The sequence below is a fragment of the Streptomyces sp. NPDC045846 genome (assembly GCF_056431605.1).
Map to the genome: position 1 here is coordinate 320,256 of NZ_JBWKKJ010000007.1, position 22,219 is coordinate 342,474.

At 71.2% G+C, this 22,219-nt stretch carries 23 protein-coding genes; 2 read left to right on the forward strand and 21 right to left on the reverse strand.

Annotated elements, in window-relative coordinates; genetic code table 11:
• Positions 1–15: 15 nt before the first annotated feature.
• The 3 genes from AC07F3_RS21700 to AC07F3_RS21710 all read right to left on the reverse strand — a co-directional run bounded on the left by AC07F3_RS21700 (position 16) and on the right by AC07F3_RS21710 (position 3,758).
• Entirely contained in the window at positions 16–717 is a 702-nt protein-coding gene (locus AC07F3_RS21700) for an aggregation-promoting factor C-terminal-like domain-containing protein (protein ID WP_479116103.1), read from the reverse strand.
• A gap of 385 nt (positions 718–1,102) precedes the next feature.
• Positions 1,103–2,425 (reverse strand): PhoH family protein, encoded by a 1,323-nt coding sequence (locus tag AC07F3_RS21705; RefSeq protein WP_479116104.1) that lies wholly within the window; start codon positions 2,423–2,425, stop codon positions 1,103–1,105.
• A gap of 571 nt (positions 2,426–2,996) precedes the next feature.
• Positions 2,997–3,758 (reverse strand): isoprenyl transferase, encoded by a 762-nt coding sequence (locus AC07F3_RS21710; protein ID WP_479116105.1) that lies wholly within the window; start codon positions 3,756–3,758, stop codon positions 2,997–2,999.
• Positions 3,759–3,894: 136 nt separating this feature from the next.
• Here AC07F3_RS21710 and mgrA point away from each other — a divergent pair, with 136 nt between their 5' ends.
• Complete coding sequence (gene mgrA, locus AC07F3_RS21715) at positions 3,895–4,932, forward strand: L-glyceraldehyde 3-phosphate reductase (protein ID WP_479116106.1); 1,038 nt, start codon at positions 3,895–3,897, stop codon at positions 4,930–4,932.
• Positions 4,933–5,305: 373 nt separating this feature from the next.
• On the opposite strand, the gene AC07F3_RS21720 is transcribed toward mgrA, so the two are convergent.
• Positions 5,306–6,868: a DUF2079 domain-containing protein gene (locus AC07F3_RS21720; protein ID WP_479116107.1), complete on the reverse strand. Its 1,563-nt coding sequence runs from the start codon at positions 6,866–6,868 to the stop codon at positions 5,306–5,308.
• Between the two features lie 18 nt (positions 6,869–6,886).
• The gene (locus AC07F3_RS21725) at positions 6,887–7,684 is read right to left on the reverse strand and encodes a class I SAM-dependent methyltransferase (protein ID WP_479116108.1); all 798 of its coding nucleotides are present in this window, start codon (positions 7,682–7,684) and stop codon (positions 6,887–6,889) included.
• Positions 7,685–7,730: 46 nt separating this feature from the next.
• Here AC07F3_RS21725 and AC07F3_RS21730 point away from each other — a divergent pair, with 46 nt between their 5' ends.
• Positions 7,731–8,105 (forward strand): DUF192 domain-containing protein, encoded by a 375-nt coding sequence (locus AC07F3_RS21730; RefSeq protein ID WP_479116109.1) that lies wholly within the window; start codon positions 7,731–7,733, stop codon positions 8,103–8,105.
• Here AC07F3_RS21730 and AC07F3_RS21735 read toward each other — a convergent pair.
• The 16 genes from AC07F3_RS21735 to AC07F3_RS21810 form a co-directional block, all read right to left on the reverse strand.
• The gene (locus tag AC07F3_RS21735) at positions 8,095–8,838 is read right to left on the reverse strand and encodes a hypothetical protein (protein ID WP_479116110.1); all 744 of its coding nucleotides are present in this window, start codon (positions 8,836–8,838) and stop codon (positions 8,095–8,097) included. The two genes, AC07F3_RS21730 and AC07F3_RS21735, sit on opposite strands and share 11 nt — an antisense overlap.
• A gap of 211 nt (positions 8,839–9,049) precedes the next feature.
• Positions 9,050–10,618, reverse strand: a complete 1,569-nt coding sequence (locus AC07F3_RS21740; RefSeq protein ID WP_479116111.1) for a sialidase family protein — start codon at positions 10,616–10,618, stop codon at positions 9,050–9,052.
• 136 nt (positions 10,619–10,754) lie between these two features.
• Positions 10,755–11,387: an OmpA family protein gene (locus tag AC07F3_RS21745; RefSeq protein ID WP_479116112.1), complete on the reverse strand. Its 633-nt coding sequence runs from the start codon at positions 11,385–11,387 to the stop codon at positions 10,755–10,757.
• Positions 11,388–11,406: 19 nt separating this feature from the next.
• Positions 11,407–11,964 carry a hypothetical protein gene (locus AC07F3_RS21750; protein ID WP_479116113.1) on the reverse strand — a complete coding sequence of 186 codons (558 nt, stop codon included), beginning with the start codon at positions 11,962–11,964 and terminating at the stop codon, positions 11,407–11,409.
• A gap of 68 nt (positions 11,965–12,032) precedes the next feature.
• Positions 12,033–12,581: a pilus assembly protein TadG-related protein gene (locus tag AC07F3_RS21755; protein WP_479116274.1), complete on the reverse strand. Its 549-nt coding sequence runs from the start codon at positions 12,579–12,581 to the stop codon at positions 12,033–12,035.
• 50 nt (positions 12,582–12,631) lie between these two features.
• Positions 12,632–12,886, reverse strand: a complete 255-nt coding sequence (locus AC07F3_RS21760; RefSeq protein ID WP_479116114.1) for a hypothetical protein — start codon at positions 12,884–12,886, stop codon at positions 12,632–12,634.
• Positions 12,887–12,996: 110 nt separating this feature from the next.
• The gene (locus tag AC07F3_RS21765) at positions 12,997–13,851 is read right to left on the reverse strand and encodes a response regulator (protein ID WP_479116115.1); all 855 of its coding nucleotides are present in this window, start codon (positions 13,849–13,851) and stop codon (positions 12,997–12,999) included.
• An 11-nt stretch (positions 13,852–13,862) separates the two neighbouring features.
• A complete protein-coding gene (locus AC07F3_RS21770) occupies positions 13,863–15,131 on the reverse strand; it encodes a sensor histidine kinase (RefSeq protein ID WP_479116116.1) in 1,269 nt (422 codons plus the stop codon).
• A 35-nt stretch (positions 15,132–15,166) separates the two neighbouring features.
• Positions 15,167–16,060: a DUF5936 domain-containing protein gene (locus tag AC07F3_RS21775; RefSeq protein ID WP_479116117.1), complete on the reverse strand. Its 894-nt coding sequence runs from the start codon at positions 16,058–16,060 to the stop codon at positions 15,167–15,169.
• Positions 16,061–16,133: 73 nt separating this feature from the next.
• A complete protein-coding gene (locus AC07F3_RS21780) occupies positions 16,134–17,069 on the reverse strand; it encodes a type II secretion system F family protein (protein WP_479116118.1) in 936 nt (311 codons plus the stop codon).
• Positions 17,070–17,119: 50 nt separating this feature from the next.
• Positions 17,120–18,457 carry a CpaF family protein gene (locus AC07F3_RS21785; RefSeq protein ID WP_479116119.1) on the reverse strand — a complete coding sequence of 446 codons (1,338 nt, stop codon included), beginning with the start codon at positions 18,455–18,457 and terminating at the stop codon, positions 17,120–17,122.
• Between the two features lie 23 nt (positions 18,458–18,480).
• Positions 18,481–18,873 (reverse strand): hypothetical protein, encoded by a 393-nt coding sequence (locus AC07F3_RS21790; protein WP_479116275.1) that lies wholly within the window; start codon positions 18,871–18,873, stop codon positions 18,481–18,483.
• A 9-nt stretch (positions 18,874–18,882) separates the two neighbouring features.
• The gene (locus tag AC07F3_RS21795) at positions 18,883–19,254 is read right to left on the reverse strand and encodes a TadE/TadG family type IV pilus assembly protein (RefSeq protein WP_479116120.1); all 372 of its coding nucleotides are present in this window, start codon (positions 19,252–19,254) and stop codon (positions 18,883–18,885) included.
• Positions 19,254–20,492: a CpaE/TadZ family protein gene (locus AC07F3_RS21800; RefSeq protein WP_479116121.1), complete on the reverse strand. Its 1,239-nt coding sequence runs from the start codon at positions 20,490–20,492 to the stop codon at positions 19,254–19,256. The genes AC07F3_RS21795 and AC07F3_RS21800 overlap by 1 nt, the downstream gene beginning before the upstream one ends.
• 7 nt (positions 20,493–20,499) lie before the next feature.
• A complete protein-coding gene (gene cpaB, locus AC07F3_RS21805) occupies positions 20,500–21,207 on the reverse strand; it encodes a Flp pilus assembly protein CpaB (RefSeq protein WP_479116122.1) in 708 nt (235 codons plus the stop codon).
• A gap of 69 nt (positions 21,208–21,276) precedes the next feature.
• Positions 21,277–22,212: a hypothetical protein gene (locus AC07F3_RS21810; protein WP_479116123.1), complete on the reverse strand. Its 936-nt coding sequence runs from the start codon at positions 22,210–22,212 to the stop codon at positions 21,277–21,279.
• Positions 22,213–22,219 lie beyond the last annotated feature (7 nt).

The following is a 22,219-nucleotide window of genomic DNA, read 5'->3' on the forward strand; positions in this document are numbered from 1 at the left end:
ACCACCGGCCGACTGCTAGTACCAGCTGTTGGCCTGCCAGAACGACCAGGCGCCGCAGGGGCTGCCGTAGCGCTCGTTCATGTAGTTGAGGCCCCACTTGATCTGGGTGGCCGGGTTGGTCTGCCAGTCGGAGCCCGCGGAGCTCATCTTGGAGCCGGGCAGCGCCTGGACGAGACCGTACGCACCGGAAGAGCCGTTGGTGGCCTGGTAGTTCCAGCTCGACTCGTTGTTCACGATGTGGCTGAAGCACTGGAACTGACCGGAGGGGACGATCTGGCGGGCGAGCGCCTGCACGTCGGAGACCGAGTAGGAGCTCTGGACCGGGAAGTCGGCACGGCTCGCCGAGCGGCTGGCGGCCTGGGTCTCCAGGTCGCGGGCCTTGGCGTCCTTGTCGGCCTTGTCCTTGTCGGCGGCGTCCTTCTTGGCCTTCGCGTCCTGGGCGGCCTGAACGCGCGCGGCCTCCTCGGCGGACTTCTTCGCCGCGGCGCTGGCCTGGGCGGACTGGGCGTCCGCCTGCTGCGTCAGGGAAGCGGTCTGCACCTGGGCCTGCTGGCCGGCGGGGATGTCGGCGAGAAGCGTCGTGTCGGAGGCGGTGGCCTCGAAGTTGTCGTTCGAGGCAGCGGCGGGGCTGCCCGCGGCAACGCCGACGACGGCGCCAACGGTGGTGACCGCAGTGGCAGACGCCACCGCGAATCCCCGGACCGAGATCCGGCTCACACGGTTTCCTTCCAGCAGCGTCCGCACGGGTGACCTCGCGGACGCAATCGTGCCCCTGGCTCTCTCCTCCCAACTACTGGGCCACGGGAGGAACTGACCCGATGGGCAACTCCCCTGCGGGAAGTGCCGCGTGATGCGCGGGCGGCATACGGCTCAGCTATTGAGTTGCGTGGGTACGGAGGTACCCGGGGTACAGGGGTGCCGTATGCGGGGCCTGACGGATGCAAGACTCTGCCGGAAGCCGATGCCGCGAGGCAATTCCCCGTTGCGTGTGAAACCTCACACCCCGTTCACCCCAGTAGTTTTTCCCAATCCCGCCCACGAAAAGGCGCCGCCCGGCTAGGCTGCTGCGCTTGCCGGACGGCGCCAACTGGTGCGTACCGCTTCAGATGGAGACGTCCTCCAGCATTTCGGTCACCAGGGCGGCGATCTGCGATCGCTCGGACCGGGTGAGGGTGACATGCGCGAACAACGGGTGCCCCTTCAGCTTCTCGACGACCGCCACGACACCGTCGTACCGACCGACCCTCAAGTTGTCGCGCTGGGCCACGTCATGAGTGAGCACCACCCTCGAATTGGCCCCGATCCTGGACAGAACGGTCAGCAGGACGTTCCGTTCCAGTGACTGCGCCTCGTCCACGATCACGAAGGCGTCGTGCAGCGAGCGTCCCCGGATGTGGGTGAGCGGCAGGACTTCGAGCATGCCGCGCGAGGTGACCTCCTCGATCACCTCACGGCTCGTCACCGCGGACAGTGTGTCGAAGACGGCCTGGGCCCAGGGGCCCATCTTCTCGGCCTCGGAGCCCGGCAGATAGCCGAGTTCCTGCCCGCCGACCGCGTACAGCGGCCGGAAGACCATCACCTTCTTGTGCTGCCTGCGCTCCAGGACGGCTTCGAGGCCCGCGCAGAGCGCCAGCGCCGACTTGCCCGTACCGGCCCGGCCGCCCATCGAGATGATCCCGATCTCGGGGTCGAGCAGCAGGTCCAGCGCGATCCGCTGCTCGGCGCTGCGGCCGTGGATGCCGAACGCCTCGCGGTCGCCCCGCACCAGCTTGACGTTGCCGTCCGGCGAGACCCGCCCGAGCGCCTTGCCGCGCTCGGAGAGCAGCACGAGCCCGGTGTGGACGGGAAGTCCGGCGGCCTCCGGAACGTAGAGCGTCTCCTCCTCGAACAGCAGGTCCACCTGCTCGCCGCTGAGCGGCAGTTCGGCCATTCCGGTCCAGCCGGAGTCGGTGATGGCCAGCTCGGCGCGGTACTCCTCGGCGAGCAGGCCGACCGACGACGCCTTGATCCGCAGCGGCAGGTCCTTGGACACGACCGTGACGTCGTATCCCTCCGCCTGGAGGTTGCGTGCGACGGCGAGGATCCGGGAGTCGTTGTCCCCCAACCTGTAGCCGGCGGGCAGGACGCCGGGATCGGAATGGTTCAGCTCGACACGGAGGGTGCCGCCTAGCTCGCCCATCGGGATGGGGGCGTCGAGACGTCCGTACCGGACCCGGAAGTCGTCGAGCAGGCGCAGGGCCTGCCGGGCGAAGTAACCGAGCTCGGGATGGTGCCTCTTGGCCTCCAGCTCCGTGACCACGACGATGGGGAGCACCACTTCGTGCTCCTCGAACCGGGTCATCGCGTTGGGGTCGGCCAGCAGGACGCTGGTGTCGAGGACGTAGGTGCGCCGGTCGGGCATGCGGCGCTTTGTGCTGGTCACCACGGAAGGACGTACCCCCTCTTAAGAGGCGCATGAGATCGGGGTGCGACGGCGTCGCGGAAACGGGGACCGGGCTTCGACCGCGCTGCGCGGGCCGAGCTCCGGCCCTCCACGTCGCCCGCGCGCGGTGCGCGGTCGTCCTGGTGCAAAGGGCCTCCCGGGCGGGCGGCGTTGCTGCCGCCCACTGAGATACGACATCCGTGGACCGGACATCGACCTGGGTGGGTTATGCCCTCGAACAAGCGAAGCCATGCCCCGTCATATGCCCGGAGTTCCCGCCGGGGCCCCGCCCCAGACCCCGTATCGCGCGTTGAGGCCGCCGCTCCGGGGCTCCGCCCCAGACCCCGTTCGCGCCTGAACGGCGCTCGTCCTCAAACTCCCCCAAGGCCTTAAGGGCCAGGGGGGACCCCCATGACGGGCTGAAGATGCCCATGCCGCCCAGCACCAGCGCTGCCAGGGGCGCGGGGAACTGCGCGAGCAACCACGGACTGCGGGCAGCGACAAGCCGGACGGGAGCACACGAGCCCGTCCGGCGTTTGAGGACAAAAGGGGGGTCAGAAAGAGGACCCAGACCTCACGTGCCGTACCTCCGGTGCCGCGCCGCGTAGTCCCGCAGCGCACGCAGGAAGTCGACCTTGCGGAACGCGGGCCAGAACACTTCGCAGAAGTAGTACTCGGAGTGCGCGGACTGCCAGAGCATGAATCCGGAGAGGCGCTGCTCGCCACTGGTACGGATCACCAGGTCGGGATCGGGCTGCCCCCGCGTGTACAGGTGCTCCGAGATGTGCTCGACGTCGACGATCTCGGCGAGCTCCTCGAAGGACGTGCCCTTCGCCGAGTGCTCAAGGAGCAGCGAGCGCACCGCGTCCGCGATCTCCTGCCGCCCGCCGTAGCCGACGGCGACGTTGACCAGTATCCCGTCGATGTCGTGCGTGGCCTGTTCGGCCTCCTTGAGCACGGCCTGCGTGTGCCCGGGCAGCAGGTCCGCGTTGCCGACGTGGTGCACGCGCCAGCGCCCGTCCGCCGCCAAGTCCCGCACCGCGTCCTCGATGATGCCGAGCAGCGGGATCAACTGGTCCTCGGGGCGGTCCAGGTTGTCGGTGGAGAGCAGCCAGAGGGTGACGACCTCGACATCGGTCTCGGCGCACCAGCCGAGCAGCTCCTGGATCTTGCTGGCACCGGCCTGGTGGCCCTGCTCGGGGCTGCGGGCCGAGGCCTTGGCCCAGCGCCGGTTGCCGTCCAGGATGACACCGATGTGCTTGGGCACCTGGTCGTGGTCGAGGCGGCCTTCCACCCGGCGCGCATAGAGCCTGTACACCAGGTCGCGCAAACTCACCGATTCCACCCTCTCGTTGCCTTCCGGGGGCCCGCCGCCGCCCCGCACACCGGCCGCCCCAGGGAAAGCACAGTACTGCGGACGGGCGACGGCGGCCCAACTCGGTCTGTCACAAGTCCGTGATAAGCAGGGAAACGTGACTGAATCGCTCCGCTTCCTCGCAGCCCCGGACCGCTACGACTCCATGGAGTACCGCAGGACCGGCCGCAGCGGCCTCAAGCTCCCCGCCGTCTCGCTCGGCCTGTGGCACAACTTCGGCGACGACCGCGCCCTGGACTCCCAGCGCGCCATCCTGCGCCGCGCCTTCGACCTCGGGGTCACCCACTTCGACCTGGCCAACAACTACGGCCCGCCGGCCGGCTCCGCCGAGCTGAACTTCGGGAAGATTTTCGGCCAGGACTTCGCCCCGTACCGGGACGAGCTCGTCATCTCCACCAAGGCCGGCTATCTGATGCACCCCGGCCCGTACGGCGAGTGGGGTTCGCGCAAGTACCTGCTGTCCTCGCTCGACGCCTCGCTGAACCGCATGGGCCTGGACTACGTCGACATCTTCTACTCGCACCGCTTCGACCCGGAGACGCCCCTGGAGGAGACGATGGGCGCGCTCGCGTCCGCCGTCCAGCAGGGCAAGGCGCTGTACGTCGGCGTCTCCTCGTACAACAGTGAGCAGACCGCCGAGGCCGCCCGGCTGCTCAAGGAGATGGGCGTCCCGGCCCTGATCCACCAGCCGTCGTACTCGATGATCAACCGCTGGACGGAGGAGGACGGGCTGCTCGACACCCTGGAGGCGGCCGGCATGGGCTGCATCTCCTTCGTGCCGCTCGCCCAGGGCCTGCTCACCAACAAGTACCTCAAGGGCATCCCGGAGGGCTCCCGCGCCACCCAGGGCAAGTCCCTGGACCCGGGTCTGCTGAGCGACGAGGTCGTACGCCGCCTGAACGGGCTGAACGACATCGCCTCGCGGCGCGGCCAGTCGCTGGCGCAGCTGGCGCTGGCCTGGGTGCTGCGCGATCCGCGGATGACGTCGGCGCTGATCGGCGCGTCCAGCGTCAGGCAGCTGGAGGAGAACGTGGCGGCGCTGGCCGGACCGGCGCTCACGGACGCGGAGCTGAAGGAGATCGACACCTTCGCCGTGGACACCGCGGGCACCAACATCTGGGCCGACCGCGGCTGAGGCGGATGAGGAGGAGGGGCTTCGGCCGTCGGGACGCGGTGGTCCGGGCCTGGCGGAGCCCCGGGAAAGAAAAAACGGGCCGGTCCGTGGGGGGGATACGGACCGGCCCGAGGGGGGGTTTCCACCATAACCCTTCGTAAGTGGTGCTGGGCGCCACGGCGCTCCGGAACTACGCTCCGAAACCGGGCCGGTACGCCTTGGCGGTCCCTCGCAGGGGTGATGCCAACCCCTCGCCTTTCCTTGACCGTGCAGGTCAGAGGGGTCGCGGCGCCCTCGGCATCTCTCCCGGCGACGGATATCGCGGCGGAAAATCCGTTCCGGCCGCGCGTCACCCCACTGGGTCAAGGCGACGGCGCCCCGTGACCGTCCGGTGTCACCGTGTACGCGGCGGAGCCCCGGGTCGCCCGCTCCCGGCGCGGCGCAGCAGTGAGACGCCGTCCGCCTCCGCCACCCGTACGTACCCGTACTTCGCGAGCGCCAGCGCGTACTCCTGCTCCTGGCGGGGGGCCGGGTAGGGCCAGGTGCCGGGCGGGTAGGGCCAGGACTCCGGGGGCACCCGGTCGTAGGCGATCCACTGCGCCGTCGGACGCGGGACGGGCCCGTCGGTCGAGTACAGCGTCCAGTGCACCGGGTAGGTCGGGAAGAGGACGGCGGTGGTGCGCGAAGTCAGTTGCGGGACAAGGCGGTTGGAGGCCGCGACGGTCGCGCCGTCCGGGATCAGGCGGAGCAGTTCGCGCACCGCCGTGACGTGCCGGGTGGTGCGCCAGGTCGACCGGTGGGCGATCTGGGCGAGGGGGAAGGAGGGGACCAGGACCAGCGTCACCCCCAGCACCGTCGCCATCGAGGCGCGCACGTGGCGCCGGGCGAGCGGCTCGCCCGCGGCGGCGTACGGCCGCAGCGCGTCCGTGAGGGCCGCGAAGACCACCGGCATCAGGACGGCCGTGTAGTGGAAGGCGGTCCCCCAGTGGAAGACGTTGGTGGACAGCATCCGCCAGCCGAGCGTGGGCACGGCGATCAGGGCCAGGGGCGAGCGCAGCGCGATGAGCGCGGCCGGCGCGAAGACGAGGACGAGCGTGGTGGCCTTCACCTCGGGCCGTACCGCGTCGAGCGGCGCGAGGGCGAGCGTGGTGAGCAGCGAGTGGTGCGCGGGCGCGAGGTTGGCGGCGTGCGCGTAGGTGCCCGCCGGGTTGAAGAACGGCATCAGGACCTTGAATTCGAGCGCGCTGCCCACGAGGCCGAGCACGGCGGTGGCGATGCCGAGCCGGCGCGGGCCCCGCCAGGCGACGTACGCCCCGATCGCGGCCAGCGTGAGCCCGAGGTCCTCCTTGACGAGCAGCAGCGGCACCGCCCACACGACGGCCCGGCGCCACCGCCTGTTGGCCAGCGCTTCGAGGGCGTAGGAGACGAGCGGGACCGCGAAGCACACCTCGTGGAAGTCGAAGCCGACCGCCGAGGCGATGCCCCAGCTCAGCCCGTACCCGAAGGCGACGACGTGGGCGGCCCGGCGGCCGAGGACCCGCGCGGCCTGCCGGGCGAGCGGCACCACGGCGAGCGCGAGCAGCGCGGCCTGCGCGATCAGCAGGGTGTACGGGGTGGGGAAGAGCCGGTAGAGCGGGGCGAGGACGGCGAGCACGGGGTGGAAGTGGTCGCCGAGGAGGTTGAAGCCGTCGCCGCGCAGCGGGGCGACGGGCGCGTCGAGGTGGGCGTACGCGCGGACGGCCTGCTCGAAGATGCCGAGGTCGTAGCCGGTGGTGCGGACCAGCGCCTGGCGTCGGCCCGAGACGGTCGCGTACAGCAGGAAGAGCGCGGCGGCCCACCCCCACCACAGGAGGGCGGGCCGGCCGATGCGGACACGTGGGATGCGGGAGAGGGTGGGTACGGGCGTGATCGGCGGCTGTGTGCGCCGCCCGACCCTTTGGTCAGCAATTGTCCCCATGCATCCGGATGCTAGGGGTCAGTGGCCGGGCCTCAGGGGCTTGCGCGCCTCGATGAGGAAGCGTGTCGTGTGCGCGACGAAGGGGCCCTCGGCACGGATCTGCTCGTCGAGGGCCTTCAGCCGGTCGCGGTACTCCTCGACGGTGAAGCCGGGCACCATCCAGATCACCTTGCGCAGGAAGTAGACGACGGCGCCGATGTCGTTGAACTCGGTGCGCAGCTTCTCCAGGCGCAGATCGACGACCTCCAGGCCCGCGTCCTCCGCCTCCTTGCGCGCCTTGCCCGGGTCGCGGCCGCCGCGCACCTCCGGCGGCTGCGGTCCGAGGAAGTACTCGACGAGCTCGAACACGCTGGCCGGGCCCACCTGTTGGGAGAAGTAGGTGCCGCCCGGGGACAGCACGCGGGCGATCTCGGACCACCAGGTGGTGACGGGGTGCCGGCTGACGACGAGGTCGAAGGCTCCGTCGGCGAACGGCAGCGGCGGCTTGTCCTCGTCGGCGACGACCGCCACTCCGCGCGGGTGGAGCAGGCCGGTGGCGCGGGCGACGTTCGGCGCCCAGCCCTCCGTCGCGACGGCGAGCGGCGGCAGCTGGGGCACGGCGGCCAGGACTTCGCCGCCGCCGGTCTGGATGTCGAGGGCGGCGGTGGCCCTGGCCATCCGCCCGGCCATCGCGCGGGCGTACCCCCACGACGGCCGCTCTTCGGTGGCCCGTCCGTCCAGCCAGGAGAAGTCCCAGCCGTCGACGGAGACGGACGCGGCCTCGTCGATCAGTTCCTCGAAGGGGCGGTTGTTGTGATTCCTGATGTTTCGGCCCATGTTGCGGACCCTACGCGGCGGCCCCGTGAGCCACTACCTTTTGTCCATGGGCCGATGGAGGGACGGAACGGGCGAGTTGAGCGTGCTCGACGGCGCCGGGGCGGCCATTCCGCTGGAGATCGCGGCGTCCTACCGGGCCCGCACGCGGGGCCTGCTCGGCCGCGACGGGATCGAGGGCGCACTGCTGCTGACCCCGGCGAGCAGCGTGCACACGTTCCGGATGCGGTTCGCGATCGACGTGGCCCATCTGGACCGCCGGCTGCGCGTGCTCGCGGTCCGCACGATGCGCCCGGGCCGCCTCGGCGCGATCCGGCCGCGCGCCCGGTACGTCCTGGAGGCGGAGGCGGGCGCGATGGCCGGGTGGGGGCTGCGGCCGGGCGCGCGGGTGGTCATCGCGGCGGGGCAGGATCTCAGGACTTGAGCTTGGCCGCCTGCGCAACGGCGAGCTCGGCCGGGATCCGGGGCGTGTCGTCCCCGGTGACGTCGACGGCGCAATAGGTGACCACGGTCGTCCCGCTGCGCACCACCTGGAAGACCATCGGCACGGGGGCGCCCTGCGCGACGCCCATCAGCTCGTACGCCACCGCCTCGTCGCCCGCCTTCGGCGCGGGCAGCTCCTTGACCTCGGTGAAGACCGACGGCTCCAGGTCGCCGCCCTTGGTCTGGAACCCGTCCGCGCAGGCGCCGATGGCGGTGCGCAGCCGGGCGAGCACGTCGGGGGCCCCGGAGGGATGCGATCCCAGCACCTCGGTGACGACGGTCTGGTCCGACTGCCCGTCCTCGGTCGAATCGACGAGCCGGCGGTAGACGGTCGCGGAGGGCGCGGGCTCGGGCGTGCCGTTGATGACGGACACGAACGGCATGCACTCCGCCTTGACCGTCCTGGAACTGCCGGTCGGCGCGGCGCCCTCCAGCGGCTCGGCCGCGAAGTTCTTGACGTCGCCGGTCGCGAGGGCCGCCGCGCTGAGCTGTTCACTGGTGAGCGCCCCGGCCGCCTTCGCCTTGGGGACGTCGCTCGCGGCCGCGGTGTCGCGCACCGACCCGTCCTCGCCCTTGCCGCCCGCACCACTGGGCCCGCACGCCGCCGCGGCCGCGAGGGCGATCAGACACACCCCAGCCGTCGCCGCACGGCTCCGTACCAGCCTTGGCTTCATACCCAGCACCGTAACAACCACTCCTGTGCGTTGCCTGGGCGCGGAGCGGCCGAATCCGGCGGACCGCCGCCCGGCACCGGCCGGTCACGCCGCTTTCGCCCGCAGGCACCCCGTCCTGCCGTCACCGTTCCGGAGTACCCCGGAACGGCGCCGCGCAACGACGTACGGGCCGGACGGTCAACCCGTCCGGCCCGTACGGGAGTTGAGCCCCTCAGCGCCGGGTCGGGCGAGCGAGTCCGTGCTGCGCGGTCACCGCGTGCGGCGCCGCCGCGGGAAGGCGCGCCGCGGCCGGGGCGCCGGGCGCGAACAGCCCGCTGTAGGCGTCGGTCTGGTTCAGCGGCTGGTTGTCGTTGGCCTCGACGAGGATCGGCCGGACGCCGCCCCCGTCGACGGTCAGACCCTCGTAGTCGCCCAGGAAGTGCCCCCAGCCGGCGTAGGGCGCCTGGAGCCAGTCGAAGACGCCGCTGATCCGCCGCTCGCTCGGGTACTCCTCGCCCCCGCGCGGGAAAGAGAGGAGCCAGGCCGCCGTGGGCAGCGTGGTGGTGTTGCCCGGGGTGAGGTAGCGCAGGTCGTAGTACGTCAGCGACACGGTGCCGTGGGTGTCCACGGCGATGGAGGGGCTGAAGGCGGGAGCGCCGGGCGCCTGGTTGACGCGGGTGGGCCCGGACCAAGTGCGCCCGCCGTCCGTGGAGTGCACGAGCTGGATGGCGTCGTACGCCCCTCCGGTGAACTCGCTCCCCTCGTACGCCACGTACAGCTCGCCGGTCCGCGGGTCGATGGCGGCGTTCGGCAGCCCGGACCCGGCGCGCAGCGCCTTGCTCGCGTCCCCGGGCGCGTTGGGGTCGACCTCGGGGACGGAGGTGTCCACCGCCACCGTCTCGGGCTTGGACCAGGTCCGCGCCTGGTCGTCGGAGCGGACGACGGCGAAGTGCAGATCCGTCGGGGTGCTCGCGGTGACGTCGCTGTACGTCTGCCACTCGAAGAAGTCGTACAGCGTGCCGGTGCGCGGGTCGGGCACGATCACGTTGCCGATGGTCTGCGAGTGCGGCACCACGCTGGTGTCGACGAACGGACGCGCCTTCGACCAGGTGCGGCCCCCGTCCCGCGTGACGGAGAGATACGCCGGGCCGTCGTAGACCGCCCCCGGCCCGCTGGTGACCTGCTGGATCCGGTCCCACACCTGGTAGGCGGTGCCCGGGTGCAGCGGGTCCGCGGTCACGGAGTTCTTGTCGTCGGTGAACGCCGCGTCCGTGTCCTTGATCAGCTCAGTGGTGTTCCGCCACGTCCGGCCGCCGTCGTACGAGGTCGAGGCGGCGACGCCGTTGCGCGGCGTGGTGGAGTCGAAGACGAGCCCACTGGAGTAGGCGGTCCCGTCGGGCCCGAAGCTGACCCAGGCGTCGGACGCCCGCTGGTAGTCGAGACCGCCGGGCGCGCAGTGGGTGTAGGGCAGCGGAATCTGGGTGAAGTGGCGCCCGTCCCGTGAGTAGCTCGCGGAGAGCCCGCGCGCCCCGCCGTTGGACCAGCGGTCCTGCTGGTAGACCCCGATGACGTTGCCCGGATCGCGCGGATTCGCCGAGACGTACGGTTCCACCTCGGCCGAGGGGGAGTTGACCCCGGGGCCGTCCGCCGCGATGTCGCAGGCGGCGTACGGATCCCCGGGCGACACCAGCACGACGGGCTGCCCCGCCGCCTGCCCCGTTCCGGCGACCAGCAGCAACAACGCCGCCGAGGTGAACCCCAACAGCCCTGCTCTGCACCGCAGTTGTGCACGTACACGCATGTAGACCCCCCATGGTCCATGGCTGATGCGCCTGCGACGTTCCCGGGTGGTGCCTGGTGACTCTGTGCGCGGGCGACTCTATGGACACGCAGGGCGGGCGGAGGGACCTTTGGGGCACTCTTTGAAGAGGCTGGACCTAGCCGCTGCTCCGGGTGAAGCTGACCTCCACCCGCCGGTTCTTCTTGCGGCCGTCCTCCGTCGAGTTGTCGGAGATCGGGTAGTCCTCGGCGTAACCCCGGATCTCGAAGGTGACGTCGGGGCCCAGCGAGAGGGAGAGCGCCTTCTGCACGGCGTCGGCGCGCTCCTTCGACAGGACCACGCCGTGCTCGTGCGTGCCCAGGTTGTCCGTGAAGCCGAACACCCGCACGCTGGTCGCCTTCTGCTTCTTGACCTCCGCGGCGATGCCCTGGATGCGGTCGTTCGCGTCCGGCGACAGGGCCGCGCTGTCCATCGCGAACAGCACCTCGGCCTGCAACGCGAACGTCACGCTCGTATTGGTGTCAGACCGCCGCTCCTCGCCGCCCTGGTCCTCGACGATCGACTTGATGTCCAGCACCTTCGGCGCCGCGAGCGTGCCGCCCTCGGGGAGCTTCAGGTTCGGCGAGGTCGCGTCGACCTTCATCGAGGGGTCGCTCGTCGCCTCGGTGCCGGGCAGCGGCGGACTGCTCGGCGTCTCGTCGGCGTACGCGGCGGTGGCGCCGGCGGTCAGCACGAGCGCGGCGGCGACCACCACGGCCGCGTGCCTGGTCCTGGTCACGGTTCTGGTCATCGTTCTGGTCATGGCGTGATCACCCGGAGACGGGGACGGTCATGGTGGGGAAGGTCGGCAGCTGGAAGTCGACGTCCTTGGTGCCGTTGGGTGGGGCGGGGAACTGGGCGAAGAAGGGGACGGTCTGGCCCGCGTCCACGCTGGAAATCCCCATGGTGCACAGGCATTTGCCCCCCGTGTCGCGCAGCACGTAGTAGCGCTTCTTGCCCACCTTGTCCACGAGGGTCGCCCCCGCAACGGAGTCGCCGCTGGCGAGGACGTCCCGTTCGCTCCCGGCCCAGGCGCTCGTGTGATTGAAGTTCTCGCTGCCCGAATTCCTGAACTGCCCCGAGACGGTGATGAATCCACCCGCGTCACGGGCCACGCTGTTGACCGTGAGGACGACTCCCCCCTGCCCGGTGGCCTCCGCCAGTTTGACGGCGGGATTCTTGGAGGATGACCCGTCCGGCTGCTGAGCCGTCCCGGACGAGGCCGACTTCGACTGCCCGGAGCTGCCGGCGGTCGTCTTGTTGTCCTTACCGCTGTCTCCGCATCCGGCCACGGTGAGCGCCACGGCGACCGCCATCGCTGCCGCCAAGGCCCCCCTCCGGGCCTTCAACGCATGCCGAACAGTCATAGGTCCATTCCTCTGCTCATCGCTCGCAGTCAGTCGACCAATTTCACGGTGAAGATCTTTTCCAGGTCAGGCAGGGGATCGACGGGCATGTCCTTGCCATCGCAGGTGATGGTTACGGGCTCTGATGGCGTCGGGCCGACGGAACCACCAATGGGCGGGACATCACATCGAAGCTCGATCACGGCCGTGGCGTCGGCTGTGGCGTGGTCCTGCTCGGTACCCGGGATGACCGACTTTCCCACTGTGTAGCGCGTCTCGACACCCACGGTGAACTTGAACTGCCCGGCGCGACCGGGGTGAGGGTTCCACCGCGACTCCAGCAGATCGGAGTGGTTCTTCGCGGCGTAGTTCACCGCCTCAGCATGTGCACGGGCGATGGCGGTCTCGTCATTGAAGATGTCGCCCAGTCCGCCGGGGGTCTTGAGCGCCGCCAGGAATTTCGGGGCCAGCTCCTCCCGGGCGCGTTGCGCAGCCGCGAGAGCCGCCGAGTCGGCCGCACCCTGGGCTCCGTTGCGCGTCGCGGATGCCTGACCGACCGCGAAGAAGGCGAACGCGAGAAAGAGCAGGCCCGCCACCATCACGACATAGATGGGGAAGGCCTGCCCTCGGTCCTCGCGGAGGGTTGTACTCAGCCGCCGGCCTTGACCTTGTCGATCTGGTCCTTGATGCGATCGGTGATCTTGTTGCCGATCCCCGTGGCCATGATCCCCGCGATGATCGCCACCACCACCAGAATGATCCCCAGGTACTCGAACGAGGTCTGCCCCCGGTCGCGGCCCCCCGCGGCGTACCGGTGCCGGATTCGGGTGATCGCCGTGTCCCTCCAGCCGCTCACCCGCATCTGCGCAGCGACGGCGGTCCTCAGCAGCGTGTCCTGCGGCATGTCGCGGCTCTCCTCCGGTTGCGGCATCGCGTACGTCACCCGGAACGTAGGCCGGGGGTTCGGGGGTCGCCGAGGGCCCAGGGGCCCAAATCCGGGCCCAGAGGCGGGGGTTACGCATGGCTCACCCCCAGCCAGCGGGCGATCGCCTCGCTGCGGGTCGTGCTCCGCAGCTTGGCGAAGATGCGGTTGATGTGGTTCTTGACCGTCTTCTCGCTGATGAAGCACGTGGCCGCGATTTGCTGATTGCTCATGCCCGCCGCGATCAACTCCATCACCTCGGCCTCCCGCGAACTCAGCCTGAAATCTTCCCTGTTGCGCATGGACACTGCTCGCTGTGCAGTTGAAGACTGTGCCACAACCGATTGCAGTTGCGAAAGAGATGGGACAGAAGTCGCAGGTCGCGGGTCCGGCCGCTCGCGCAGATGGGCGAGGAGGGCGTTCGCCGCCGTGGCGGTGAAGACGGGGCGGCCCTCCCTCGTCGCCCGTACCGCCGCGATCAGTTCGTCGGCCGTGAACTCGCCGTGGACCAGATAGCCCCCGGCGCCCAGCCGCAGCGCCTCCCGCACGACCTCGCTCTCCCTGCTGTACGTCAGCATCATGACGGGGGCGAGCCCCACCAGGTGGGGCAGCGCCGCGATGCCGTCGACGCCCGGCATGCGGACGTCCAGCAGGATCACGTCCGGGCGGTGGCGCACCGCCGCCTCGTACGCCTCGCGGCCGTCGACGGCCTCCGCGGCGACCTCGATGTCGTGGCGCCCGTGCAGCAGCGCGGCGAGGCCCGCCCGTACGACCGGGTTGTCGTCCGCGATCACGATCCGCAGCGGCCGGGCCGGGCCGGGCACCCCGCCCGTGCGCTCCGGGCCCAGCGCGGACGGGCACGCCGAGGTGTGCTGCGGGACGTGGCCCGGGGCCCGGTCCCGCCGCGCCCGCTGCTGGCCCGGGCCGTACGCGATGTCGTCCGGCATGACACCCCCTCTCAAGGAGTCCATGGGGTCGAAGGAGCGGGCAACGGGCCCGCGCCCAGGGGGAGTTCCACGCGGACCTCCGTGCCGCTCGGCGCCGCCCCGCGGCCCACTCTGATGCGGGCCCCGATCGCGGCGGCCCGCTCCACCATGCCCACCAGGCCGAAGTGGCCGGTGCGCTTCAGGTCGTCCAGGGTCGTGCCGGGCGGCAGGCCCCGGCCGTCGTCGCGGATGCCGAGGCGGAACATCGTGCCCTCGACGCCCGCCGACACCTCGATGCCGGTCGCCTCGGCGTGCCGGTGCGCGTTGTCCATCGCCTCACTCGCGATCGTGACCAGATGCCGGGCCACCGCCGCCGGGACGGCAGGTACCGGGCCGCCCCCTAGGTCGGTCCACCCCACCCGCATCCCGGTTCGGTCGGTGAAGTCCCGCACTGCCGCCGCCAGTTCCTGGATCAGATCCACCGTTCCGGGGGCCCGCCTCAGGTCCGCCAGCAGGGCCCGGGACTCGGCTGCGGCCCTGCGGGCGGAGCGGGCCACCAGCTCGGCCCGCTGGCGCACCGTGAGCGGGTCCATGCGGTCGGCCGACGCGGCCAGGCCGTCGGCCGCCAGGGCCAGGCCGTGCAGGGTCTTGGCCACCGAGTCGTGCATGTCCCGTGCGAGCCGCGCCCGCTCCTCCTCCACGGCGTCGTGCACGGCCAGCCGCGCCCGGGTCTCCGTGAGGGCCTGGCTCGCCGCGCCGAAGCGGAACAGGAGGTTGCGGATCGTCACCCCCACCGCGCCCGCGATCACGCAGAAGCCGGGGAGCAGCAGGGCGGATGCGTCGGACAGTTGGTGGCGGGGGCCCGTCGCGTACACCACCGTCAGGATCGTGACCTGGAGGCCCGCGAAGACGCCCGCGCCGCGCCAGCCGTACACCAGGCCCGCGAGCAGCGGGGTGCAGATGGTGACGTAGCCGAGCGGGGACTCCGGGGTCGCGGTGACCAGCAGGAGCGCGCCGAACACGGCGTCCACGGCCAGCAGCCAGGGGTGGCGCAGAAGCTGCGGGCCGAAGCGCTCCCAGTCGCGGAACAGGACGTACGAGCCCATGAAGGTGACCAGGACCGCCGCCCCTATCAGCAGGCCGGGGGCGCCCTTGGCCGCGCCCGCGAGCGCGAAGGGAGCGCCTGTCGCGATCATCGCCAGGCGGAATCCGAACACCTGGCGGCACATCGCCTGGAGCGCGTTGATCTGGAGGGTGAGGGTGGGGGGCGGCAGGGTCCCGGTCGCCTTCCGGCTCGACATCCTCAACGCCCCTGTTCCAAAAGCTAATTGGAGTGTCACTTGGGGCCTCCCAGGAAGCCGCCGAAGTCCAGGTTCGCGCCGTACACGAAGCCCACGCTGAGCAGGATCAGCGTGCCCGGCAGCAGGAAGGTCGTCACCGCGAAGGTGGCCTTGGGGACCGCTCGGGCCGCCTTGCGGCGGGCGTTCTGCGCGTCGGTGCGGCGCATGTCGGCGGCGATCGCGATCAGGGTGTCGACGATCGGCGCGCCCAGCTCCTCGCCCTGCTGGAGCGCGGTCACGAACATCGCGACCTGCTCGGAGTCGTTGCGCCTGCGCAGTTCCTCGAAGGCCTGGCGGCGACTGACGCCCATGTCCATCTGGCGCAGGGTGATGCGCAGCTCGTCGGCCCAGGGCCCCTCGTACTTGTCGGCCACCCGGTCCAGGGCCTGGCGGAAGCCGAGCCCCGCGCTGACGACCACGGCGAGTACGTCCAGGAAGTCGGGCAGGGTGCGTTCGATGTGGTCGCGGCGGATCCGGACGGCCGACCAGATGCCGACCTCCACCCAGAACAGGGCGAAGGCCACCATCAGCAGGGCGATGATCCAGTGGCCGCCGAGCAGCATGACGAACGCGGCCAGAGCGCCGAGGATCCCGTACACCGCGCGGCGGGCCGCGTACCGGTCGATGGTGAGGCCGCCCGGGTTTCCCGCGAGGTCGATCCTGCGGCGCTTCCGGTTGACCCGCTCGGGGCCCATCATCCGCAGCACGGCGGGCGCCCAGCGCATGCCGAGCCGGTCGACGGCCGAGCCGACGGCCGTGGTGCGGGTCGCCCCGACCTCCAGGGCCACCGCGAGGTCGCTCGGGAGCTTCACCTCGGCCCGGTACATGCGGATGCCGAGGAACATCCCGTACACGCTCAGGCCCATCAGGGCCGCGAAGAGCAGTCCCATGGTCCGGCTCACTCCCCTCTCTCCGGTCGGCTGTGCGGGCTCGTACGCCGATGCCCGTACCCGTGCTGCCGGGTCATACGTCGATGCGGGACAGGCGGCGGACCACGAAGAACCCGAGGGCGTACAGGGCGATCGACACGAGGACGGCCGCCTGGCCGAGCAGGGCTCCCGTCATGCGGTCGAGCGCGCCGGGCATCACCGCGTTCAGCATGAGCAGCGCGGCCATCCCGAAGCCGGGGACGGCGTACGCGGTGACCGTCACCTGGGCCAGCGTGGTGCGCACCTCGCGCCGGGTCTCCTTGCGCTCCTCCAGGGTCGTGGTGAGGTTGCGCAGCGAGCTGACCACGGTGCCGCCCGCGCGGTTGGACAGCACCAACGTCGTCACCAGGACGACCAGTTCGCGCGAGGGGAGCCGGTCCGCGAGCTCGCCGAGCGCGTCGTCGAGGGACTCCCCCATCGCGAGCCGGTCGGTGACCCGGGCCAGCTCCTCGCCCGCCGGTGCCTCCATCTCCTCGGCCGCCATCGCGATCGCCGTGCGCAGCGCGAGTCCGGCCTGCGTGGCGTTGGCGAGGATGCGGGACATCTCGGGGAGCTGGTTGATGAACCGCTCGATGCGTTTCTGGCGCTGCCAGTTCAGGAACGAGTTGGCGCCCCACAGCCCGGCGAGTCCCGCGATGGGCCCGAAGAACGCGGCCAGCACGGACGCGGCGATCAGCCACAGGGCGGCCACCCCGGCCAGCATGTACACGAAGAACTCGCCGGGGGTGAGGTCGAGGCCGGTGGCGGCCAGCTTCAGTTCGATGCGGCGGCCCAGTGTCGTGCCGCGCAGCCTGCGGTCCACGCCCTGGAACGGGCGGTGCCGGCCCGTCGCGGCCGGGGCGCCCGGGTTGCTGAGCCGGTCGATGAGGGCTTCGCGCTGGGCGCGGCCCGCACCGTAGGAGCGCAGCCCCAGGACCGCCAGCACCCCGGCGAGCAGGGTGACGCCGAGCGTGAGGAAGGAGAGGTTCATCTGCGCGTTCCCTGTCGGTTGTCGTGGGCGGGCCCGGGGGCCCGGCGGACTCAGTTGGCGTGGCGGACGGTGAGCTGTTCGGCGTGCGCGGCGACTCCGTACGCCTGCGGGACGGGCTGGTTGGCGAGGTAGAGGCGGTCGGCCACGCGGCGGGGCAGCGGGAAGTAGTGGAAGCGGCCGTGGATGCGGCCGTCGGCGGCCATCGGCTGGGCGTCGAAACGGCAGACGGTGGTGATGCGGTACGGGTCGCGGCCGTGCGATTCGAGGATCGCGATCTCGGTGATCTTGCGGGCGCCGTCGGCGTGGCGGGTGAGCTGGACGATGACGTCGACGGCCGAGTTGATCTGGTCGTGCAGCGCCTCGAAGGGGACCTCCACCTCGGACATCGACGCCAGCGTCTGGAGCCGCATCAGGGCGTCCTCGGCGCTGTTGGCGTGCACGGTGGCGAGCGATCCGTCGTGGCCGGTGGACATCGCCTGGAGCATGTCGAGGGACTCGCCGCCACGGACCTCGCCGACGACGATCCGGTCGGGGCGCATGCGCAGCGAGTTGCGGACGAGGTCGCGGATGGAGACGTGGCCCTTGCCCTCCACGTTGGGCGGCCGCGACTCCAGGCGGATGACGTGGGCCTGCTGGAGCTGGAGTTCGGCGGAGTCCTCGATGGTGATGATGCGCTCGTACGGCGGGATGAGCCCCGAGAGGGCGTTGAGGAGCGTGGTCTTGCCGGTGCCGGTGGCCCCCGACACGATGATGTTGAACCGGGCCTGCACGAGCCCGGCGAGCAGCAGCAGCATGTGCTCGTCGAGCGAGCCGAACGTGATCATCTCCTGGAGCGTGAACGACCTCGGGAAGCGGCGGATGGTGAGCGTCGCGCCGGTCAGCGAGAGCGGCGGGATGATCACGTTGACCCGCTCGCCGGACGGCAGCCGGGCGTCCACCATCGGGTTCGACTCGTCCACGCGCCGGTTGACGGTCGACACGATCCGCTCGATGGTCTGCATCAGCTGCTCGTGCGAGGCGAACCGGAGCGGCAGCTGCTCCACCCGGCCGCCGCGCTCGACGAAGATCTGGTCGGGGCCGTTGACCATGATCTCGGTGATGGAGGCGTCTTCGAGGAGCGGTTCGAGGATGCCGAGACCGAGCGCCTCGTCGACCACCCGGCGGATCAGCTGGGCCCGCTCGGCCGTGGAGAGCACCGGCCCCTCGCGGCTGATGATGTGCCCGAGCACCCGCTCCAGGCGGGCCCGGCGCTCGGAGGCGGCCAGCGAGGACATCTCCGCGAGGTCGATCTCCTCCAGGAGCTTGGCCCGGTAGGAGGCGACCAGGTGGCCGTCCTCCCGGCCGGGGCCGGTCTCCTCGGGGGCGGCGATGCGGGCCCGCAGACTCATGTCTCGTCTCCAGTCGTCTCGGGTCAGTTCCGGTGCCGCAGTTTCGGCATGGTGGAGGTGCGGGTGGCGGTGCCGAAGAAGCCGTCGCCGAGGCCGGGGATGACGCTGGGGATCTTGATGGTCACCGTGTACGTCACCCCGTCCCCCCCACCCCCGGCAGGCGAGACGTCCGGCTTGAGCCAGCCGCTGACCGCCGCCGTGCCGGCGGCCACAGGGTCCAGCCTCGCCTCGCCGGGTCTCGGCTCGTCCAGACTCGCCGCCCGGGCCGCCGCCCGCGCCCCCGTGCCCGCCTGGTTCGCGGCGTACGCGGCGACCCCGAGCTGGATGGCCGCGAGCCCGACGAGCAGCAGGATGGCGACGAACCCGATGTACTCCAGGGCGACTTGGCCCCGGTCGCGCTCTCGGTGCGGAGGCATGCGCACGGCTCAGCGCTCCTTCACGTGGGCTGCGGTGCCGGAGACGGGGAAGCCGTTGAGGACGCCCGGGATCAGGATGGGGACCTTGAGGGTGACGGTGACCCGGTACATGCCGCCGCCATCGCCGGGGCAGGCCGGATCGGCTTCGAAGGACGACGGGACCTCGCGCAGCGCCGCCGTCCGGCACGCGCCCACCGCGTCCCCCTCCGCCGCCGCCCCCGCCCGTGCCCCCTCGTCCGCCGCGTTGCCCGCGAGGACGAAGCAGTAGCCGACCAGGGCGCACTGCCACAGCGCGACCAGGAGCAGCAGGATCAGCGGGACCACGCCGATGAACTCGATCACGGTCTGTCCACGGTCCCGCTCGCTCTGGGGAATCCGCATCAGCCGCCCCTGCGCCTGAGGACCAGGCCGGAGCCCCGGGCGGCCCGCGCCTTCGCCCGGCCCTCGGGGGCTTTGAGCAGGCCGAGTTCGCCAGCCAGCGCCCACACGGCCTGTCTGACGGTGCTCTTGCTGTCGAGGTCGTGGAGGCGGCCCGCGTCGACGGCCGCCTGGAGCTCCTTGAAGTGGGCGGGGACCGAGGTCTGGGCGACCCGGGTGCCGGTGATCTTCTGGACGAGCGGGGGCTGGATCTCGGTGTTGCGGGTGTGCCGGTTGACCAGGGTGGTGGTCTCCTCGGCCTTGCGGATCTGGAGCCGGTCCCACATCCGTACGGTGCGCTTGGCGCCGCGTACCGACACGACGTCCGGGGTGGTGACCAGGAGTGCGACGTCGGCCATCTCGACGGCGGCGGCGTTGGCGGCGGTCATCTGGGTGCCGCAGTCCACGACGACGGCCTCGTAGCGGGTGCGCAGGGCGCCGATGATCTGGCGGGCGGCCCGGTCGGTGACCTCCTCGCCGCGTTCGCCCTCGCCGGGTGCGAGCAGCAGGGCGAGGCCGCTCTCGTGGTTGAAGACGGCGTCGGCGAGGACGCGGGGTGAGATGTCGGTGATCGAGGCGAGGTCGGCGATCGAGCGGCGGAACTGCACATCGAGGTAGGAGGCGACGTCGCCCGCCTGGAGGTCCATGTCGAGCAGCACCGTGGTGCGGCCGGACGCCCGTGCGGCCAGGGCGAGTTGGACGGCGACGAGGGTGGTGCCGACGCCGCCCTTGGCGCCGGTGACGGTGGTGACGGTGCCGCCGGGCCCGGTGAAGACGTCGAGGCTCGCGCCCAGGTGACGGCGTACGCCCGCGGACCACTGGGCCGCCGCCTGGACGCGTACCGCCAGCTCCTCGTAGGACAGGGGCAGCGCGACCAGGCCGCGGGCGCCGGAGTCCATGGCGGCGGAGAAGACGGCGGGCCCGGCGTCGGAGGAGATCAGGACGACGCCGACGGCGGGGAAGCGCAGGGCGACCTCGCGGATGAGCTCCAGGGCGGGGGCGGGGCCGATCCGTTCGTGGACGAGGACGACCTCGGGGAGTTCGTCCAGCGACTCCCCCGCCAGTCTGGCGAGGGTGTCGAGGAGCTGGGTGGAGTCGCCGACGGGGACGGCGGGTTCGGCGTCGGGGAGCTGGCTGAGCAGGGTGGTGACGGAGCGGGCGGCGTCGGCGTCGGCGACGGCCGGAAGGATTCGGGTGGTCATCCGCACCTCACTGGTCCTTTTCGAGCCGGTACGTACGGTCACCGGGCGGGATCGTGCTGTCGCCGTTGCCGCGGCCGACGAGCGCGAGGCGGACATGGGTGGCGAACGACTCGGCGTACGCGACCCGTTGGGCGTCCAGGGTGCTGAGGGCGAAGGTGATCGGGACGGCCTGGGTGGCCTGGTTCTTGTCGGACGCGCTCGGGTTCAGGGCCTGGAGCGAGCCGACGGCGATGACCCGGGCGCCCGCGACGATGAGTTTGGACTCGGGTGTGTCGCCCTGCTTGGTGGCGGCGAAGGTGGCGAAGATGTTGACGGTGTCGTTGCCGTTGATCTTTCCGGCCACCCCGGTCGACGCGTCGATCATGATGGCGATCTCCTGTTCGCCCGGCTTGAGTTGGGGCCGGTCGGTGAACATGCCGTCCTGGAGCAGCGAGCCCTTGGTGAGGTGGGTCGCGGCCATCTTGCCGACCACGTCGGAGAGGTCGGTGACCGCGCCCTGGGAGAGCCACCGTTTGGGCATGCTCGTCTTCGCGAACTGGTCGGCCTTCAGGGTCGCGTAGGCGTCGATGTCGTCCTTGAGCTTGTACGCCGTCACCTCGGGCCCGACCTTGGAGTTCACGTCGCTGATCACCGTGAGCACCCCGGCGAAGGCGCCGAGGGCGCACAGGACCGAGAGGAGGAGAAGGATGATGCCGCGGCGCTGGCGGGAGTTCATTGACCGTACGACCTCGTTCGCTGACGTGGGGCAGAGCGGGCAAGTGGCGGGCTGCTGAGGCGCGGTGGATCAGGGGCCCGGGGCGATGGCGCGGCGGCGTTCGGCCCGGGTGAGGGGCCGGGCGCGGTAGGCGGAGGCGGGGACGGGTCCGAGGGCGGCGGCGCCGTGGGGGGCCTCGTGCTCCTCCTCGGGCGGCTGGGGCGAGGCGCAGAATCCGCAGCGGTCGCCGATGAGCTCCATGGCGCACCAGCGGCACTGTTCGCGCCGAACGGAGGCGACGAGCTGGTAGAGGACGGAGATGTCGGGCAGGTAGGCGGCGAACTCGGTGAGCTTGCCGGTGCCCCACCAGGCGGCCGAGTCGGCGGGCAGCGCGGTTTCCTGCACGGCCTTGACCTGCCAGGCGGGGGCGAGAGTGGTGGTGACCCAGTCGGCGTGGGCGGTGCCCCTCGCCAGCAGGAGGTGGCAGGCGAAGTCGGGCCCGGTGAGGGTGGCGGCGGGGCCGACCTTGACGAGTTGGGGCCTCGGGTGGGCCACGACGGCGAACTGGCTGCCGGGCATCCAGGACTTGGCGTGCGCGGTGAGGCCGACCGGGATGCGCTCCAGGCGGGTGACGGAGTTGAGGACGGCTCCCGCGTGGATGTAGTGCGAGAGCAGCCGGGCGGCCGACGCGATCACTCCGGGGCTGAAGTCACAGACCGAGAGTTGCCTCAACTGCCTTACCAGAAGGGCGAGTCCGAGGGGTGGAAGTTCGGATTTGATCAGGGTGATCCGATCGGTTTCCAGGAGCGACCGAACGGTATGCAGCCGGTGTTCGTGGGCCGGGGAAAGGGATGCCGGATAGCAGGCGATGACGTAACCGTGCTGTTCCAGGAGGCGGTGCATGTCGGCGAGGGCCGAGTCGAGGGGCTGGGCGTCGGGCGACTGGAGCAGCGCCGCGAGCGGCGTCTGCGGGTCGGTCGGCGGCAGCACCAGGTCAGGGCTGGTGACGGCTATCGCGGTCGGCACGTCGCGG